Origin of the sequence: Pseudomonas sp. AU11447, from assembly GCF_001672555.2 — a bacterium.
GTDB lineage: Bacteria > Pseudomonadota > Gammaproteobacteria > Pseudomonadales > Pseudomonadaceae > Pseudomonas > Pseudomonas nitroreducens.
Genome location: NZ_LZDG02000062.1, coordinates 1 through 17,425, shown reverse-complemented (window position 1 = coordinate 17,425; position 17,425 = coordinate 1). Strand labels below are relative to the sequence as shown.

At 61.0% G+C, this 17,425-nt stretch carries 18 protein-coding genes and 3 pseudogenes; 14 read left to right on the top strand and 7 right to left on the bottom strand.

The window, feature by feature from the left end:
* Positions 1-138 precede the first annotated feature (138 nt).
* From A6723_RS31840 to A6723_RS22875, 7 genes are all read left to right on the top strand, one after another.
* Entirely contained in the window at positions 139-585 is a 447-nt protein-coding gene (locus A6723_RS31840) for a hypothetical protein (protein WP_023124084.1), read from the top strand.
* A 222-nt stretch (positions 586-807) separates the two neighbouring features.
* Entirely contained in the window at positions 808-1,080 is a 273-nt protein-coding gene (locus tag A6723_RS22900; RefSeq protein ID WP_023910465.1) for a hypothetical protein, read from the top strand.
* Between the two features lie 101 nt (positions 1,081-1,181).
* A complete protein-coding gene (locus A6723_RS22895; protein WP_023124082.1) occupies positions 1,182-2,150 on the top strand; it encodes a DUF932 domain-containing protein in 969 nt (322 codons plus the stop codon).
* A gap of 154 nt (positions 2,151-2,304) precedes the next feature.
* On the top strand, positions 2,305-2,706 hold the full coding sequence (locus tag A6723_RS22890; RefSeq protein WP_023124081.1) for a hypothetical protein: 402 nt from the start codon (positions 2,305-2,307) through the stop codon (positions 2,704-2,706).
* Between the two features lie 127 nt (positions 2,707-2,833).
* Positions 2,834-3,838 carry a YqaJ viral recombinase family protein gene (locus A6723_RS22885; protein ID WP_023124080.1) on the top strand — a complete coding sequence of 335 codons (1,005 nt, stop codon included), beginning with the start codon at positions 2,834-2,836 and terminating at the stop codon, positions 3,836-3,838.
* Positions 3,839-3,917: 79 nt separating this feature from the next.
* A complete protein-coding gene (locus A6723_RS22880; protein WP_023124079.1) occupies positions 3,918-4,838 on the top strand; it encodes a hypothetical protein in 921 nt (306 codons plus the stop codon).
* A 46-nt stretch (positions 4,839-4,884) separates the two neighbouring features.
* Entirely contained in the window at positions 4,885-5,064 is a 180-nt protein-coding gene (locus A6723_RS22875) for a hypothetical protein (RefSeq protein ID WP_023124078.1), read from the top strand.
* Between the two features lie 36 nt (positions 5,065-5,100).
* On the opposite strand, the gene A6723_RS22870 is transcribed toward A6723_RS22875, so the two are convergent.
* Positions 5,101-5,379, bottom strand: a complete 279-nt coding sequence (locus A6723_RS22870; RefSeq protein WP_023910463.1) for a helix-turn-helix domain-containing protein — start codon at positions 5,377-5,379, stop codon at positions 5,101-5,103.
* Positions 5,380-5,630: 251 nt separating this feature from the next.
* On the opposite strand from A6723_RS22870, the gene A6723_RS22865 reads away from it, so the two are divergent.
* The 6 genes and pseudogenes from A6723_RS22865 (at position 5,631) to A6723_RS22845 (ending at position 11,354) form a co-directional block, all read left to right on the top strand.
* Positions 5,631-6,083 (top strand): hypothetical protein, encoded by a 453-nt coding sequence (locus A6723_RS22865; RefSeq protein ID WP_042170625.1) that lies wholly within the window; start codon positions 5,631-5,633, stop codon positions 6,081-6,083.
* A 29-nt stretch (positions 6,084-6,112) separates the two neighbouring features.
* Positions 6,113-6,430 carry a hypothetical protein gene (locus tag A6723_RS22860; protein WP_023124076.1) on the top strand — a complete coding sequence of 106 codons (318 nt, stop codon included), beginning with the start codon at positions 6,113-6,115 and terminating at the stop codon, positions 6,428-6,430.
* Between the two features lie 170 nt (positions 6,431-6,600).
* Complete coding sequence (locus tag A6723_RS22855) at positions 6,601-9,156, top strand: autotransporter outer membrane beta-barrel domain-containing protein (RefSeq protein WP_023124075.1); 2,556 nt, start codon at positions 6,601-6,603, stop codon at positions 9,154-9,156.
* The gene (locus A6723_RS22850) at positions 9,156-10,010 is read left to right on the top strand and encodes a hypothetical protein (protein ID WP_023124074.1); all 855 of its coding nucleotides are present in this window, start codon (positions 9,156-9,158) and stop codon (positions 10,008-10,010) included. Before A6723_RS22855 ends, A6723_RS22850 begins: the two co-directional genes overlap by 1 nt.
* 170 nt (positions 10,011-10,180) lie before the next feature.
* A pseudogene (locus tag A6723_RS31450) lies at positions 10,181-10,438 on the top strand (transposase); the annotation flags it as partial.
* A 124-nt stretch (positions 10,439-10,562) separates the two neighbouring features.
* On the top strand, positions 10,563-11,354 hold the full coding sequence (locus A6723_RS22845; RefSeq protein WP_023124072.1) for an NYN domain-containing protein: 792 nt from the start codon (positions 10,563-10,565) through the stop codon (positions 11,352-11,354).
* Positions 11,355-11,696: 342 nt separating this feature from the next.
* On the opposite strand, the pseudogene A6723_RS22840 reads toward A6723_RS22845, so the two are convergent.
* The 5 genes and pseudogenes from A6723_RS22840 to A6723_RS22820 all read right to left on the bottom strand — a co-directional run.
* Positions 11,697-11,978: pseudogene (locus A6723_RS22840) on the bottom strand (LysE family transporter); the annotation flags it as partial.
* Positions 11,979-12,015: 37 nt separating this feature from the next.
* Positions 12,016-12,768 (bottom strand): SDR family oxidoreductase, encoded by a 753-nt coding sequence (locus A6723_RS22835; RefSeq protein ID WP_023124070.1) that lies wholly within the window; start codon positions 12,766-12,768, stop codon positions 12,016-12,018.
* A gap of 416 nt (positions 12,769-13,184) precedes the next feature.
* Positions 13,185-13,595, bottom strand: a complete 411-nt coding sequence (locus A6723_RS22830) for a MerR family transcriptional regulator (protein WP_023124069.1) — start codon at positions 13,593-13,595, stop codon at positions 13,185-13,187.
* 112 nt (positions 13,596-13,707) lie between these two features.
* Positions 13,708-14,658 (bottom strand): MBL fold metallo-hydrolase, encoded by a 951-nt coding sequence (locus tag A6723_RS22825; RefSeq protein ID WP_023124068.1) that lies wholly within the window; start codon positions 14,656-14,658, stop codon positions 13,708-13,710.
* A gap of 35 nt (positions 14,659-14,693) precedes the next feature.
* The gene (locus tag A6723_RS22820; RefSeq protein WP_254919829.1) at positions 14,694-15,848 is read right to left on the bottom strand and encodes an NADH:flavin oxidoreductase/NADH oxidase family protein; all 1,155 of its coding nucleotides are present in this window, start codon (positions 15,846-15,848) and stop codon (positions 14,694-14,696) included.
* A gap of 215 nt (positions 15,849-16,063) precedes the next feature.
* On the opposite strand from A6723_RS22820, the gene A6723_RS22815 reads away from it, so the two are divergent.
* The gene (locus tag A6723_RS22815; protein ID WP_023124066.1) at positions 16,064-16,243 is read left to right on the top strand and encodes a hypothetical protein; all 180 of its coding nucleotides are present in this window, start codon (positions 16,064-16,066) and stop codon (positions 16,241-16,243) included.
* Between the two features lie 224 nt (positions 16,244-16,467).
* Here A6723_RS22815 and A6723_RS22810 read toward each other — a convergent pair.
* Positions 16,468-17,425: pseudogene (locus A6723_RS22810) on the bottom strand (IS1182 family transposase); the annotation flags it as partial.

The following is a 17,425-nucleotide window of genomic DNA, read 5'->3' as shown; positions in this document are numbered from 1 at the left end:
CGACAGTGGTAGTTTGTCATCCTCAGCTAAGCGCCCCGGCGCAACACTGCTTTTGGCTACTACATGCACACAAAGAAATTATAAAATAGTTAGAAGTAAAAATATCACTCAACCGCAGGCATTGCTAAGGAGTCGCCCATGAGCCTTGATGATTTCTTCTTAAGAGTCGATGAAAAGCTTGAAACAGCCAAGAAAAATGAAACCTTGCTAAAAGCATCCATAGATAAGAATCTTAAAACACTCAAAGAAGCTGTGACTCGAGTCGGCCCCTTGGCAGAAAATTACGCAGCCAGGCTGCAAGAGCGCGGACTTAAAGCCGACATCCAAAAGTCAGATGAAAGCATAACACTCAGCTTAACCTACAGAAATGGCAGCTATCAAACTATCACTCTTGGTGGATCTTCAAGAGAGAACCTCATCGGAATAACTGTCAAACACGTCGATAACAACGGAGAGATTGCCATATCACTAGATGACTCTCGCTCCTACGACTCAGAGAACTGGGAAGATGGAATTTACGAAAAACAATTAAGAAAATTCATCGAAGACTTTATCTCCTACGCAGAGAGTCATGGTGGATTTTAATCGCTTGGACATCTCAAACCATTCAAAATGTAAACACAAGGCGGGCTAAAACCCGCCCCTTACCCGAAATCTACAACGGGTTGTCTACATCACAGCAATTCGATTCGAAAAAACCTCAGTCCTACATCACTGCCATGACATACCCACCATGGAGGCCATCCAGCCATGTCATTGCAGTGTCCTCGTTGTAACTCGCCCAAAATCGCCTCGCTGCATCCCGCCATGAAGATCGGAGCCTTGGTCGGCACGGTCGGTGGAGCCGCACGTGGAGCATCCGCGGCCCTTGCCGGCGGTCAGGCCGGCGCGGCAGTGGGCGCCCTCGCCGGCCCGCTGGGCATCACCCTCGGCTCGTTGTCCGGCGCCATTCTCGGTGGCCTTGCCGGTGGTGTCGGCGGTTGTGCGCTCGGCGCCCAGCTCGGCGACCAGTTGGATCGCCACGTGCTCGCCAACAACCTCTGCCTGATCTGCGGGCATCGCTTCAACCTGCCGACCTGATCGGTTTCGCGCGTCTTCTCCCCCTTCCCTTTTCAACCCTTTCGCCGGTGCTGCGCCTCGCGCAGCGCTTTATGCCGGCTATTGCTCACAGGAAACTCATCATGGCTCATCTCATCGAACGTATGGCCTATGTCGGCGAAGCCCCCTGGCATGGTCTGGGCAGCCGACTCTCCCCGAAACAGCCGCTGGAAGTCTGGCAGCGGGAAGCCGGCATGGACTGGCAGATCCAGGAAAGCCCCGTCCACTTCAAAGCCGACGCGGTCGGCCATCTGGGCAGCATTCACTCCTTCCCCGAACAGAAAGTGCTCTACCGCTCCGATACCAAGGCACCACTCTCGGTGGTGTCCCAGCGCTACCAGGTGGTGCAGCCGCGGGAGGTGCTGGAGTTCTACCGCGACCTCACTCAGGTCTCCGGCTACGAGCTGGAAACCGCCGGCGTACTCAAAGGTGGCCGCAAGTTCTGGGCACTGGCGCGTACCGGGCAGAATACCTCGCTGAAAGGCAACGACCTGGTCAATGGCTACCTGCTGTTGGCCACCTCCTGCGACGGCACCCTGGCCACTACAGCGACGCCAACCACCGTGCGGGTGGTATGCAACAACACCCTGACCATCGCTGTCGATGGTGCTACCCGGGCAATCAAGGTGCCGCACAGCACGCGCTTCGACGCCCAGGCGGTCAAGAAGCACCTGGGTATCGCCGTCTCGCAATGGGACGAGTTCATGCACCGCATGCGTCATCTGGCGGAGCGCAAGGTGCAGTGGCACGAGGCGATGGGCTATTTCATGCAGGTGCTCTGCGATGCCCAACCCAACAATCCGTTGCCAGATGCCCTGCCGAACGAACGCGCGCTGCGTCGGGTACAAAGCCTGTACGAAGGCCGCGGTCGTGGCTCGCAGTTGGAAGCCGCCAACGGTACTGCCTGGGGCCTGCTCAATGCCGTCACCGAGTACGTCGACCACGAACGCCGTGCCCGTAGCAACGAGTACCGCATGGACTCGGCCTGGTTCGGCCAGGGGGCCGTGATCAAGCAACGCGCCCTGGATACGGCCCTGCAGTTGGTGGCCTGACGGCCGTTCCCTCCTCTCGTTATCTCTCTTTGCCCAAGCGGCTCTGCGACGACAGCGGTAGCTCGCTGGTACCGCGGCCCTGGGCGTTCTCTTCCACCCGCCGGGGTTCCGCTCCTGTGGAGTGGGCTCCGGTATTTCATTGGAGGCCTCTCTCATGGGCTGGCTGTTCTCATCCCGTACCCGGGCAGAGCTGATCCGGGACCTGACTCAACCTGAAGACCAAGTTCGCGCCCACGTTCGCGTTATTGCCCACACCCTGCAGGGCAATATGCTGTGGTCGGTCACCGAAGTGACAGCGAAAACTGAAGGCGTTTACCCAGACCTCGCTCCCGGCGAGTCCATGCGCTACATCCGCTGTGATCTGCTGCAACGCCGTGGCGGTGAGTGGGGGTACAAAGCCATGGACGAGTCCATGGCGCCGTACTACTACAGCTGCCCACTGCGCTATCTCGATATGGCCAAGGAACTCTCGCCCGCCTGGCGCGAGAAGGTTCGTGCTCATCACGCACAGCGATGTCAGTTGGCGACCGCCCTGGCGGGTGGTGCAGCCCGATAAGTGGGCGTGATCGCAGCGCCGCCTGGATGCGGTCCTCCCGTTGATGGCCTGACGGCCACCTACTCCCTCACCCGATGCCCGACTGGCTTTGCCGGCCGGGCATTTTTTATGTCCGGAGAAAAACTTCATGACACACACCCATCCCGCGCCCAACAGGGCACGGCAGCGCCCGGCCCTGCGCCTGGTCGGCACCAAGGAGCTGTCCCGTGATGACTGGCTGGCCGTGCGCAAGCACGGTATCGGCAGTTCGGACGCCGCGGCTGCGGTTGGCCTCAACCCCTACAAGTCGCAGTTGGAGCTGTGGCTGGAAAAGACCGGCCGCGATGCCGGGTTGCCCAAAATCGATTCAAACGACGAGGAAAGCCCGACCTACTGGGGCAACATCCTCGAGCCCATCGTCGCCAGCCACTATGCCCGGCGCACTGGCAACCGGGTGCGGCGGATCAATGCCGTGCTGCAGCACCCTGATTCCAAGTTGGACTGGATGCTGGCCAACATCGACCGTGAGGTGATCGGCGCCAGCGACGTACAGATCCTCGAATGCAAGACCGCCGGCATCAATGGCGCCCGTCTCTGGAAGGAAGGTGTGCCGGTGTACGTGCAGTTGCAGGTGATGCACCAGTTGGCGGTCACCGGCAAGCAGGCGGCTGACGTAGCCGTGCTGCTCGGTGGCCAGCACCTGGAGATCCATCGCATCGAGCGCGACGAGGAGCTCATCGGCCGACTGATCGATCTGGAGCGCGACTTCTGGGGCTACGTGCAACGCGATACGCCACCGCCGCCGGATGGTTCCGACTCGGCGGAGCAAGCCCTGCGCTGCCTGTACCCTGAGGACCAGGGTCACACCCTGGACTTCACCCAGGATCCGCTGTTGTCGGCCGCCTTCGATGAGCTGCAGACGGTACGCGCCAGCCTGGAGCTGCAGAGCAAGCGCGAAGCCGAACTGAAGCAGCAACTGCAGCAGGCCATGGGCGATGCCAGCCGGGCCTTGTTCACCAACGGCACGGTGTCCTGGCGCAAGGCCAAGGACAGCATGGTGCTCGATGTGCCGCGGCTGCTCAAGGAAAAGCCCTACCTGCTGGTGCGCTACCCCACCACCAAGCTCGGCAGCCGGCGCTTCCTGATCACCTGATTTCGATTCCTCCCTTGACCACCTCGGCGTCTCCCCTGCGCCGGGGTGGTCTTTTTTATTCATCTACTGGAGAACCACCATGCTCAAAGGCTTGGCCATTACCCCGCCGGTGCTCGGAAGGATTTCCATCGGCAAGGTCGTCGAGAAGAACGGCAAGCGCCTGCCGGAGAAAGACGATCAATTCACCATCACCTCGCAGGTGCAACTACGCGATGGCTGGGTGGCCCATCCCATCAACGAGGAATTGCGCAAAGCCCAGGAGGGCAAGATTCGGCGCATTCCGATCCGCCTGCTGTTCAACGCACCGGAGCTGAACTTTCGCGCGGAGTATTGCTTGTTCGATCGACAGACTGGGCGACCGGTCTGCGTCGGCAATGGGGAGACCTGCAAGCGTCGAGGCCAGGACGGTATCGCGTCGTTGCCGTGCCCATCACCGGATGCCTGCCCACTGGCCAAGGGCGGCGCGTGCAAACCCTACGGGCGCCTCAATGTCGCCATTGGCGATGAGGATCCGCTAGGGAGCTTCGTGTTCCGTACCACCGGCTTCAACAGCATCCGCACCCTCGCGGCCCGGTTGCAGTACCTGCAGGCGATTTCCGGCAACCGCCTGGCGTGCCTGCCGCTGGAACTGCGCCTACGTGGCAAGTCCACCCGGCAAAGCCATGGCTCGCCAATCTTCTATGTCGACATCACGGTGCGTAGCGGGTTGTCGATGGAAGAAGCGCTGCTGCAAGCCCGGGAGCTCGATGAAGCACGTCAGGCCTCTGGCTTCGACCAGGTGGCGCTGGACGCCACGGCGCGGCTGGGCTTTGCCAATGGCGCTTTCGAGGACAGTGACGAAGAAACGGGGGCCATCGCTGAAGAGTTCTTCCCGGAGCCTGCTCCTGAATCGCCCCCTTCAACTGCTCCTGCAGCAGAACCGCTCACCACGCCGAAACCCACCCTGTCGACGCTGCTGAAGGCCCGTGCCGAAGCTCAGGCCCAACACGCCGCGGAGTGACATCCGCGGCATCCCCCACCACTCAACCTACGAGGAGCATCGCGCCATGAACCTGGTGCGCTTCATTGGTTTGCTGTTCGTGTTCATCGGCGTGCTGGCCAGCTGTGCGGTAGCTGTTGCGCTGCTGGTACTCATGCTGCGTTTCTGGCCAGTGCTCATCACGCTTGGACTAACCGTACTGCTGCTTCAACGCTTCATTCGCAGGACCGGAATTTCACCTGATTGAAACAACATGACAGGAGCCGAAAAACCACTTACCCGGTCAGTCCTTTCTCGAATCCTTTCTTTTCATATCTGTCGCAACAGCTCGTAAAAGCTGAACCGGGTCTTGACCCGACTGGATGGCGACGACGCGGGCAAAGAGCTCAATCGATGACATGCCTAGTGCATCTGCCATCTGCTCGAACGTCGTCAGCGTCGCCTCTTGCTTGCCTGACTCCAAGCGGCTGACGTGTGCCTGATGTCCCAAATCGACTTGAGCCAGATACCTCTGACTCCTCAATTCTTTCAGACATAAGGCGAAAGCGACCTTCAGCTCCATCGCGGATCTCTTCGCTTAAAGATGAAGATAATCCTTGAAGAGCTCGAAAGTGGTATGATCACATAGTCATGTCACTCGAGAATAAATCTCAAAAACAGATTAACCCAATAACCCTCCTTCGCTAATCAGACATTACGCAAGGAAGCTGTATGCGAGACGCACACGCCACGAAAGCACGTAGTTCTACGAAGAGATCAGCACCAACACTCATCAGGCCTAAATCTCATTCACGAGAGACCTCCGTCATGAAAATGATCAGAGCGCTAGCCCTGCTGTTTGCCTTTGCCATCAACGCCATGGCCACCTGTATTGCACATGCGGGCACGGCCGAATGGACCTCCAGCTACACCCAGGGCGTGGAGGAGCACTTGGTCGACGACGGCCACGGCAACCAGTTGAACATCACCTGCCCGGACGATGACGAAAGCCCCGTCTCCGCCTACGCCACCCTCGCCGGCAAGCGCTACTCCTCCGAAAAAGATGGCTTCGACGTCATCGTCGACGGCACCACCTTCAGCAATCCCTTCTACACCGACTGCGAAGCCTGCAGCTCCAGCTTCCTGGGTTTCTGGGCCGCGCTGCGCAAGGCCCGCACCCTGCAGCTCAGTGCCGGTGGCCAGACGGTGACGCTTCCGACCCAGAACCTTCCCCAGGTTCTCCAGCCCCTGACCAGCAAGAAAAACCTCTGCCGCTCCGCCTGGTAATCACCAGCTCTTTCACAGGAATCCGTTCAATGAAGAAGTACATCCCCCTACTGCTTATGGCTGTGGCGCTGTCCGGCTGCGGCGCGGAACCACCCATCACCGTGGAGCTGGGGCACAACCCCTATTGGGGATCGCCTCAGTTGCAGATCACCGCCAAGAAAGACGCCGTCACGATCAACAGCGTGACCATCAACCGTGGCAACTGCAAAGCCAACGCCTATGAAGTCCTGCCCTACCAGGTGCCGTTCGGTGACGTCCTGAAGGTCGACTCGCGCTACTGCCAGAAGATCATTGAGGCGTCGATCTCCACCAGCGAGGGTGATTACGACTTCAGCTTCGGCAACTAGTCCCACCCTCCGCTAACCCCACTCGGAATACCCAACTCCGCCCACGGCCATCACTTGGCCGTGGGCGGAGCAGGGACCCTTTTGTTTTTTGAAAACCCAGGAGCTGCCCATCGAGACACACCCCAAAAGAACAAAGCACCACGGCCATACACACTCAAGGATCTGAACTCATGACACCGACGTACCGCAAAACCCTTCTCGCCCTGGCCATTTCCGCCAGTGCCCTGCCCCTAGCGGCGCACGCTTTGACGCTGACCAACAGCGGCCTGGACAGTGAAGGCAACACCTACACCGACAGCACCGAGGTGACCGGGGCCTTCACGGGCAGCGACCAGCCTCTTCGTTTCTACAGCGATACCTTCAACCACGACCTGGTGCTCAATGCGCAGGTGCAGGCCACCGGCGATGACCTCAATGGCGTCGACCTGTCCTACGCGGGTGACGACGACAATCCCTCGTCCATCGGCGCGCCAACCGAGGTGTTCAGCAACCTGCAGAACAAGGGCAGCATCACGGTGAAGGGCGCTGGCGTCACTGGCCTGCTGATCGATCCGGCCATCATCCACGGCAACCTGGTCAATGAAGGCACCCTGCAGGTGACCGGCGGTGTGCTCGAGGGCGATGGCATTCGCGGCCTCAAGTTCGCCGGCCAGTCGGTGTTGCAGGGCGACCTGATCAACGCCGCCAGCGGCAAGATCCTCGCCGATGGCGACGAGGCCACCGGCATCCAGCTCAAGGGCGGCACCATCGGCGGCAAGCTGATCAACAACGGCCTGATCCAGGTCAGCGGTACCGAATCGACGGGCGTTCTCGCCACCTATGACGACGACATGGGTGGTCCGGATCGCGTGGACCTCGGCAGGATCGAGAACCACGGTAGCATCGTGGCCAGCGGCGATGATGCAACCGCGTTGCGTCTCGACGGTGTGAACTTTGCCAGCGCGCCGGTTCAGGTTCTCAACACCGGCACTATTCAGGCTGACGATGCTGCCATCGAGGTCGGTGCCTTCGACATCGACGGCGCGAATGCCAGCAATACCCTGGTCATCCAGAACAACGGCAACCTGATTTCCAAGGACGAAGCCATCGATGCCTCCCAGGCCAGTGGCGGCGTGCACCTGGTGTGGAATGCCGGCAGCATCACTGGCAACCTGATCGACCTGTCCCACATCGACGTGAATGGCGACGTGACCTTCAATGGCACCGACGCCAGCACCGATGGTGCGAACATCCGCCTGAAGGACGCCGGTTGGCTGGATGTCGGGAGTGGCAGCACACCGGCACACCTGGAATTCGGTCAGCCGCACACCACGATCCAGGGCAACCTGGACGTGGCCGGCAACTCGTCGCTGGGGCTCAACCTGAGTTCGGCCACGGATCCGAACAAGGCCGTGGTTGCGGTCTCCGGCAGGGCGGAATTCGCCAAGGGCTCGCAGATCCAGCTGGCGGCCCAGGGCAGCGACTTCAAAGCCCAGGGCACGACCTACACCCTGGTCCAGGCCGGCACCCTGCAAGATGACGGCGTCAGCGTAACCAGCCGTTCGGCCCTGCTGAACGTCGACACTGTCAGCAGTGGCGATAACCAGATCCTGGCCAAGGTCAGCACCAAGGACCAGGACGAAGTCGGCGACGTGATCGGCCAGATCGGTGGCTCGGCCAACGCCCAACGTGCGGGCGCGGCCTTCAGCCAAGTGGTGACCGGGCTGGCGCAGAGCAATCCCAACGATCCGGTGTTCCAAGCCTACGTGAATGCCTCGCAGGATCCGGTGACGCTGAAGCAGTTGACGGAGCAGTTGGCCCCCGAGGTGAACGGTGGTGCGACCCAGGCGGCCACCAGTGGGCAAACGCTGATGAGCAACGTCACCGGCAATCGCACCAGCAGCCTACGCGGTGCATCCTCGGGCGATGTGCTGCAGAACACCGGTATCTGGGCCCAGGCGTTGTACAGCGATGCCAACCAGGACCTGCGTGACGGCCTGGCCGGCTTCAACGCCTACAGCCGCGGCATCGCTCTCGGCGCCGATGGCAAGCTCACCGACCAGTTGACCCTGGGCGTGGCCTACAGTTTCCTGCATACCAGCGTGAACAGCGACAACGGCAACACCACCGATGTGGATGGCAATGCGTTGACCTTGTACAGCGGTTTCGAACAGGGCAACTACTTCGTCGACGCAAACCTGAGCTATGGCTTCAACGACAACGAGAGCAAGCGCCGTATCGCCGGCACTACGGCCAAGGGCGATTACGACAGCCAGGTGCTGGGGGCCAATGTGGTGGGGGGCTACACCTACCACCTGAACGAGCAGTTCCTGGTCGAGCCGCGCCTGGCCGCCCGCTACGCCCGCGTCGATATCGATGGCTACCACGAGAAAGGCTCGTCGGCAGCGCTCAAGGTGGATAGCCAACGCTACGAAGTGGCGGAACTCGGTGCTGGTGTGCGTGTAGCCGGTGATTTCCCGGTCGGCAACGGCAGCCTGCAGCCGCAGGCCAAGCTGATGGCCTACCATGACTTCGCCGCGGACGAAGCCCAGAGCACCTCGACCTTCGTACTGGGTGGCACGCCCTTCGTGAGCCAAGGCGCCAAGGCCGTGCGCAACAGCTACGAAGCCGGCATCGGTGCGGACTACCATCTGGGTGCGGTCACGGTTGGTGTCAGCTACGACTACACCGGCAAGACCGACTTCAATGCCGACACCTTCACCGCCAAGGTCCGTTACGACTTCTGATGAACCTCTACCTTTCCGGCCCACCTCTGTGGGTCGGTTTTCTTCGAGTACTGCCGGCGCTGCTGCTCAGCGCCCTCCTCGCCGGCTGCCAGTCACCCCGCGAAGCGCTGCAGCAGTTGGCTGATGAGCATGGGCGGAAACTAGAGATCCTGCCGGGGCAACCGTTCCCGCTCGCCATACTGGTACCGCAGGGCACAGCGAAAACAGCTCGCCTGCGCGTTTACTTGGAAGGCGATGGCCATGCCTGGGCCACAGCAACACAGCCCAGCCGGGATCCGAGTCCGCACAATCTGCTGGTGGCGCGGCTGGCCGTGGACGATCCGACGCCAAATGCCTACCTGGCGCGGTCTTGCCAGTTCGCCACCGCACCGGCCTGTGAACCCTCGCTCTGGACCAATAGGCGGTTTTCCCAGGAGGTCGTCACCAGCCTCAGCCAGGCCCTGGACCAGTTGAAGCAGCGTTACGGCAACCGAGAGTTCGAGCTAGTGGGGTATTCGGGAGGTGCAGCGCTGGCGCTGCTGCTGGCAGCCCTGCGGGAGGATGTGGCGCAGGTACAGACCGTTGCTGGCAACATCAGCCCACGGCTTTGGGCGCAAATGAAAGAGCTTTCGCCCCTCAACGGTTCGCTGGATCCGTTGGACTATCGGGATCAACTGGCAGCAATACCGCAGCGACATCTGGTAGGCGAGGCAGATGACGTAATCCCAGCATCGCTAGCCACAACCTACCTAGTACGACTACTTCCATACGCCTGTAGCCAAGTTGTAGTCTCCTCGGCTACAGATCATCAGCAAGGCTGGGAGACCGCTTGGAGAAAATGGCGGGGTGAGCCGCTACATTGCAATAGTAATTGATCCCACAGCCACAAGCCGCCTGTGACTAGGGGGTCCCCCCTAGCAGACGAACAATGGTCAACATAACCAGAAGCGGCCTGTCGAGACAGGCTGAAATCGGCCCAGGCTGTGTAAAAACGTGGCCAGCGCCCTTGCTATGCTGCCGGTGGTTTTCGTAGCGGGGGCACTCCATGAAGCGTTTCATCCAGGGCGAATGTCGAGGTCAAACCACGCTACTGCCCGAGAGCCTGGATGACTACGTCGCGGACACCAACCCGGTTCGAGTAGTCGATGTGTTCGTCGATGAACTAGAACTCGGCCGTTTGGGCTTTGGTGGTGTGGTTCCCGCCGAAACTGGCCGCCCTGCGTACCACCCTGCCGTCCTGCTGAAGATCTATATCTACGGCTACCTCAATCGCATCCAATCCAGTCGTCGGCTTGAGCGCGAGCCGTTCTGAGCTAGGCATGAGCACTCCGGACGTTGCCCGGGGGCTCGCTCATGTGGTTCAGTGCCTAGGTCGTCAGCGCTAACGGTCAGATGGCTTAGCGACCTTAGAAGAAGAGGAGACAGGGATGAATTCAGGTCACGGAGATGTGGATGCGAGGGTCGCGGTGCTCGTGGATTGCGACAACGTATCTCCAGACATCTTGGAGCACGCTTTGCGCGTAGCAGCGCAGTATGGCCGCGTCGTATTGCGACGTGGTTATGGTAACCAAGCGACTCTCGGAAGCCGATGGCAGGACGCTCTCGTTCAGCAGGCTTTCACGCCTTGTTTGCAGTATCAGTATGCCGCGGGCAAGAACACGTCAGACATCGCGCTAGCCCTGGATGCCATGGAGGCACTCTTTGATGAGCGCGCGGACACGTTCTGCTTGGTTACGAGCGACTCCGACTTCGCTTACCTGTGCCGCAAACTGAGAGAAAGGGGGGCGGTCGTTTGCGTTGTTGGGGAATTGAAAACGCCGGCTGCCTTGCGCAATGCTAGCGACCATTTCTCCCAATGGAACCGCCCGGAGCAAGCGCAGGATGCCTCGAATGATGCGGTTGTCGCAGCGGCGGCACCGAAAAAGGCAGAGCCTCCAAAATCTCCCGTGAAGCTTCGGCCTAGGTTTGTCGTTGAGGCTGTGTCGCTGATGGCGAGCAATACGAGTGATGGCAAGGTCTCGATGGGCTCGTTAGGTAGTTACCTGAAGCGGACGGACTCGGCGTTTTCCCCGAAGACGTATGGGCACTCTGGCCTGCTGGATATGATCAAGACCTATGACTTGCTGGTATCAATTCAGGAGCCAGGTGGGCACTACTCTGTGATGCTTGCGCCGAAGGCAGAGCCGCAGAGTGAGGAGCACGAGGCGACGGGAAGCTAGCTCTTTGGCCGCCGGTAAGCACCCGGGGCCTTCACACTAACGCTTCGTACAGACGCGCCCTTGCTTGGGTGCGTCCTAGAATTCATCTGCCATTACGAGCCGGTACGGCGGGGAATAGGCTCGTTGTTCAACGTAGCGGGCGGCCATATTCAGCATGTCTTCAAAGTCGATTCCTTTCGCTGTTTCGAGGGCTTCGCGAAATCAACCGCTAGCGGCCAGCGGTGAATTCTCAGCAGCGAAACCAGCCAGGAAAACGAAAGGGCCGGCCAACCCGAACCGGCCCCTCACCGACAGATGCTTGCATCAGGTTTACCAGATGCCGGTATGCCCGCTAGCGTGCACCTAGCGCATTGCCGCCAGCTTGATGCCAAATCCCAGCCGGCAAGCTCCAGCCCAACGCTCCAGCAAATTGGCGGCACGCGGATTGGCCCGCATGCGCTCGGTCAGTTTGTGGGTCAGCAGAACGGCCGCCAGGCCATAGAGGAAGGTCACCACCGCCACAGTCACCGCCATGAACGCAAAGGTCACCAAGCCCTGGTGCCTCACCGGTTCAATGAACAGCGGCAAAAATGCCATGTAGAACAGGATCGCCTTGGGGTTCAGTAGCGTGATCACCATGGTCTTGGGGCAGGTCCAAATACCTCGAACACGCCCATAAGACTCAGTTCATCCTGGCAACCCACCACAGCGGCAGAACCTTCATAACGATCGCCATCGCCGTCCACGGCCAGGCAGGCACGCAAGCACTGCTCGGTGCCCGCTCAATGGTCTTTGCCAACGCCTTGCAATCGACTTCCTCGCTGACAGCGAAAGGCAGCGACCTCGCTCCAGCATTCAGCTCCGTGCGGATGTAACCGGGGAACAGCGTGCTCACCTTGATCGGCGTGCCAAGGAGCTCGGCGCGAATCCCCTCGCCCAAATGAGCGAGCGCGGCCTTGCTGGCGGCATAGGTTGTCAGGTGCTTGGGCAGACCACGCATGGCACTCATGGACGAGATAAGCACCAGATGGCCCGCATTCTGCCGGCGAAATATCTCGACGGCAGCCTCGCATTGCGCCAGGGCGGCAATGAAGTTGGTTTCGGCGGTACGCCTGTTGGCCTCGAAATGGCCGGTACCGATGCGCTTGCCCTCCCCCACGCCAGCATTGACGACGATGCGATCGAGACCGCCGAATCGCTCGGCGAAGTGACGGAACACCCGGAACACCTCTGGATGGTCGTTGACGTCCAGCGCCTCGACCTCGACTCGCACGCCGAATGTCTTCGTCAGTTCGTCCGCCAGTTCGAGCAGCCGCTCGGTCCGTCGGGCGCACAGGGCCAGACTGTAGCCACGAGCGGCGAACTCCCGTGCCATACCGGCGCCCAGACCGGAACTGGCGCCGGTGATCAGTACGATCTTGGATGGTTTCTGCATATTCCCCTCTGTATCTGTCGAGTCACGCCGAATCACTTTCACGCCCGGCTTTTGCTGCTGCAGCCGATCAGTTGCAGGCAGCGCCAATAAGGGAGCAACCAGGTAGCACAGCCCTCGTGCCTTTCGTCAACAGGCTGCCGATCGCACTCCGATAAATCATTTCCGCCCCCCTGCACTCTGTTAATCGGCGCAACAAAGGTAAGCGAGCGCACGGCCTACGACCTGGTAGGCACCAGAGCGCCCGACCACATCGCCTTCCTAACCAGCAACTAGCCGGAGATCCGCGCACGCTGCCGACAACACGGGGGACCAGCGAGCTCGTGGTGCCCGAATTGGGGTTGCTACAAGTATTCCTGGTCATCCCTTCAGGTCTGACCGTCAAACTCAACTTCCCGGCCAGCGAGGCCAACCGCTGACTAGGCGGATCGCCGCAACGTGTCCATCACTTGCTCGGCATTGGCCGAACAGGGCCGGTCGGCAGGCTTGCTCTCCGTGTGCCGGATCACCGTCAGTAACCGTGCCCGGTTCTGCCGCAGTTTGCGTTGCAGCGCCTCGATCTCCGCCACCTTGTGGCGAAGGGTCGAGAGCAGCTCCTCGCGGTTCCAGTTGGCGAAATCGGGTGTCGGCAGCAGGTGGCGGATCTCGCCGAGGGAAAAACCGGACTGCTGGGCGCTGGTGATGATCTCCAGCAACTGCACCGCCTGTGCCGGGTAGTCCCGATAGCCGTTGCCCTGACGCCTGACCTGGCGGATCAGCCCCTGGGCCTCGTAGAAGCGAATCTTCGATGGCGTCAGGCCGGTGCGGCGCGACAGTTCACCGATTCTCATGGGCTGTCATCTCCAGTAGGCAGTGCAGCACGGGCCCGTGCTGCGATTTCCGAAAAATACGCCGGCCACCACGGATCAGGAGGCCCCCAGCGGTCGAAGGACGCAGGGCCTATCAAGGCTGCGTGGATACCTCGGCGGACGTCGTCGAAACAGCAAGGAACCTAGGCAGGGTCGAGGTCACGCGGCGATCGTGCGAGGGCACTATCACCAGGCGCGGATTTGCCGCCTGCAACTGATGCAGCTTGCCGAGGTTGGCGCGTACCGTCTCCGGGTCCTCGTCGACCATGCGCCGAGACAGCCAGGGGCGTTCCGCCGGGATGTCCACGCCCTCGTGCTGCCAGGCCTGGTCGCCGATCAGGGCGTAGTCATGCTGCGCGGTGCGCACGAAGGCCACCACCGAACCCGGCGTGTGGCCGGCGATCGGCACTATCACCACCGAGCCGTCACCGAACACATCGTGGCTGGCCGGGAAACCGGCGTAGGCAGGCCCGTCGAAGTCGTACACCTGGTAGTTCAGCGGCTCAAAGCTGCGCATCAGCGCGGTCGCCTCGCCGCCGTTGGCGATGAACTCCCGCTCGGTACGGTTGACGAAGACCGGTACGCCCTTGAGGTCCTCGACGGCGCCGATGTGGTCCCAGTGGTTATGGGTGATGAACAGCCCGAGGAGCTGGCCGGGCGTGATCCCCGCAGCCTGCAGCTGGTCGGCGAGCGGCGTCTGCGCATGCACCTTGGCCAAGGTGCGCATCAGCCAGGGCACGGTCTTCATATGCTCGGCCAGGTTCCGGCCGAAACCGCCCTCGAACACGATGATCCCCCTGGGATGGCGGATGACGAAGCAGTCCATGCCGAACGGCAGCTGCTTGATCTCGCCGCCGCGATAGGCCAGTAGCGCGTTCGAATCCATGGTGCCGGTCTCCGCCACCGAAATGTCGACCGTGGTGGCGGGCACGGGCGGCAGCAGCGCACCGGCCTGCGCAGGCAGCGGAAGCTTCTGCGGGGTGAAGGTCCAGCCCAGGGCAAGCAAGGCGACGACCAAGGCCGCCAGCAATGTCTTCTTGATCATGCAGTTCTCTACCTTGTTGTTGTGATTGCTTGGATCTAGCCGCGCGCCATCCACTTGCGGTACTGGCGGGTGCGTCGGGCGACGTCCAGGCGCTCCAGGACCAGCGCCAGCAATGGCGATACCGAGGGTTTCGGCGAACGGCCCAGGCTGATGGCACGCATCTGGTACTTGATACTGGCCATGTAGGCGCGGGCCGCCAGCAGCTTGTGCTTCCAGCGGATCGGCGGCAGCTGCGCCTCGACCTCCTGGACGCGCTGCCAGCTCAACGGCAACCGCGGCGCCAGCGCCAGCGCCGAAGCCATGCCGGCCATGGCCATGCCGCCAGCAAGCACCCGCTCCGCCACCTCGCGCCGGTGGATGCCGCCGGTGACCATCAGCGGCATGCGCGCCGAAGACACCATTTCCCTGGCGAACTCCAGGAAGTACGCCTCGCGCGCCAGGGTCCGACCGTCCCGCGAGTCGCCCTGCATGGCCGGCGCCTCGTAGCTGCCACCGGACAACTCCACCAAGTCCACTGGCAGCTCGTTGAGCATCTGCAGTACCTGGCGCGCATCGCGAACGTCGAACCCGCCACGCTGGAAGTCGGCGGAGTTCAGCTTCACCGCGACGCAGAACTGCGGCGACACCTGCGCGCGCACCGAGCGGATCACCTCCAGTAGCAGGCGAGCACGGTTCTCCTGGGAACCGCCCCAGCGATCCTTGCGGCGGTTGCTCAGCGGCGAGAGGAATTGGCTGAGCAGGTAGCCGTGCGCGGCGTGGATCTGCACACCGGTGAAGCCGGCCTGTTCTGCCATCACTGCAGTACGAGTGAAGCGATGCACGACATCGTCTATATCCGCCTCGCTCATCTCCCGCGGCATCTGGAACATTCGCGACAAGGCACCGAGTTCCAGCGCAACCGCCGACGGCGCCATGGTCGGCTGGCCCATGCTGGCCAGCATCTGCCGGCCGGGATGGTTGATCTGCAGCCAGAATTGCGCCCCTCGGCTACGCCCCGAACTGGCCCACTGACGGAACCGCTCCAATTGCCGGTCGTTTTCCAATACCACACCGCCGGGACCAGTCAGTGCGCGGCGATCGATCATGACGTTGCCACTGAGGATCAGGCCTACACCGCCATCGGCCCAGGTTTGGTACAGACGCAGCAGTTCATCTGAACCCATGTTTTCCCCCTGCTCCACCGCGCAGATGTAGCCTGTCTCGTGCTGGAAAACCGGATCGTATTCCCGAGCCCGGATCAACCTATCCAGGTCCTCGAATACCTCCTCTACCGTCAAGCGAGCACGTGCTGCCTCCCGGTAGTACAGATCCGCCCCACATCACGGTGCATCGTGACGAGGTCTATCAGCGCATCCAAGCAAGCCCCCAGCAATCTTCCTGATTGCCATCTCAAAGGAGCTCCACCATGGGCCTGCTGAGATTTCTGGGTCTGTTGTATGTGCTGCTTAGCATCTTCGCCGGCAGCGCCGCCGTAGTTGCGTTGGGGATTCTTGCGGTGCGCTTTTGGCCGCTGATGCTGGTAATCGTAACGACTCTCGCCGTGTTTCAGATGGCGTCTAAGCGCCTGCGCGCGTCTCGGCCTTAGGTCGTCATAAGCAGGAGCCCGACGGGCTCCTGCTCCATTTTTTTTTTTTGATCGGCAGGCAGCTTCCGGCCCAGACCGTGTAAAAACGCAGTGGGCAATGGATAGCTGGTTATTGGATTTTTTTAGCGGCGCCCAGAGGCCCCCGTGCGCTTCTGGCGTGTCGATCCGAGTCATTCAGCTGATTTGGGCAAGTGCGGCTTCCGCGATGCTGTACAACGAGGTCATCGGGCCGCCGCTGTCGCCCCCGAAGTCAGTGTCTTGGGTACGAGAACAGTGATTCCAGCTTCCTGGCACGCCAGGATTTCTTCGCCTTTGAAATACCCTCTGTCGGCGACCGCTGAGAGTGCCTCGACACCCATGGCTGCTCGCGCTTGCTTGGCCATCGAGCTCAGTTGGTCTCGATCGACGCCGTCGTTCGTGACCTCGTGGGTCACGATCAGGTGGTGCGTCGCGTCGACTGCTGCCTGCACGTTGTAGCCGACCATTCCCGTGCCACGCGTCTTCATTGAACGGGCGTCGGGATCGGTCAGCGAGAGCTGTTTATCCGGTGTTTCGTTGAGCTGAACCTCGATTTCCTTGAGCTCCTGCATCTTGGCTTTCAAGGTCTCGATCTTGTCGCGGAGGCGTTCGGCTTTGACCTGAGCAACGGCAGGCTCCTGACGATCTGCAGTGTCCAGCGCAGTGAGGTAGCGGCTGATGCTGGACTCGATCTCCTCCATCCGACGTTTCAGCTTGGCACTGGTGAAGTTACGGTCACGATTGTTGACTGCCTTGAACTTGCTGCCGTCGATGGCCACCAGCGCTTCGGCGAACAAACCGAGTTGCTGGCACAGCACCACGAACTGTCGGCAGACGCCGCGGATGGCCTTGCCGTTGTCCTTGCGAAAATTGGCGATGGTCTTGAAGTCCGGTGTCAGACGTCCGATCAGCCACATCAATTCGACGTTGCGCTGAGCCTCACGCTCAAGCCGGCGACTGGATTGGATGCGATTGAGGTAGCCGTAGATATAGAGCTTCAGCAGAACGCTGGGATGGTAAGCGGGGCGACCGGTTTCTGCCGGGACGATACCGTCGAAGCCCAGCCTACCGAGGTCAAGTTCATCGACGAACACATCGACTACTCGAACCGGGTTGGTGTCCGCGACGTAGTCATCCAGGCTCTCGGGCAGTAGCGTGGTTTGA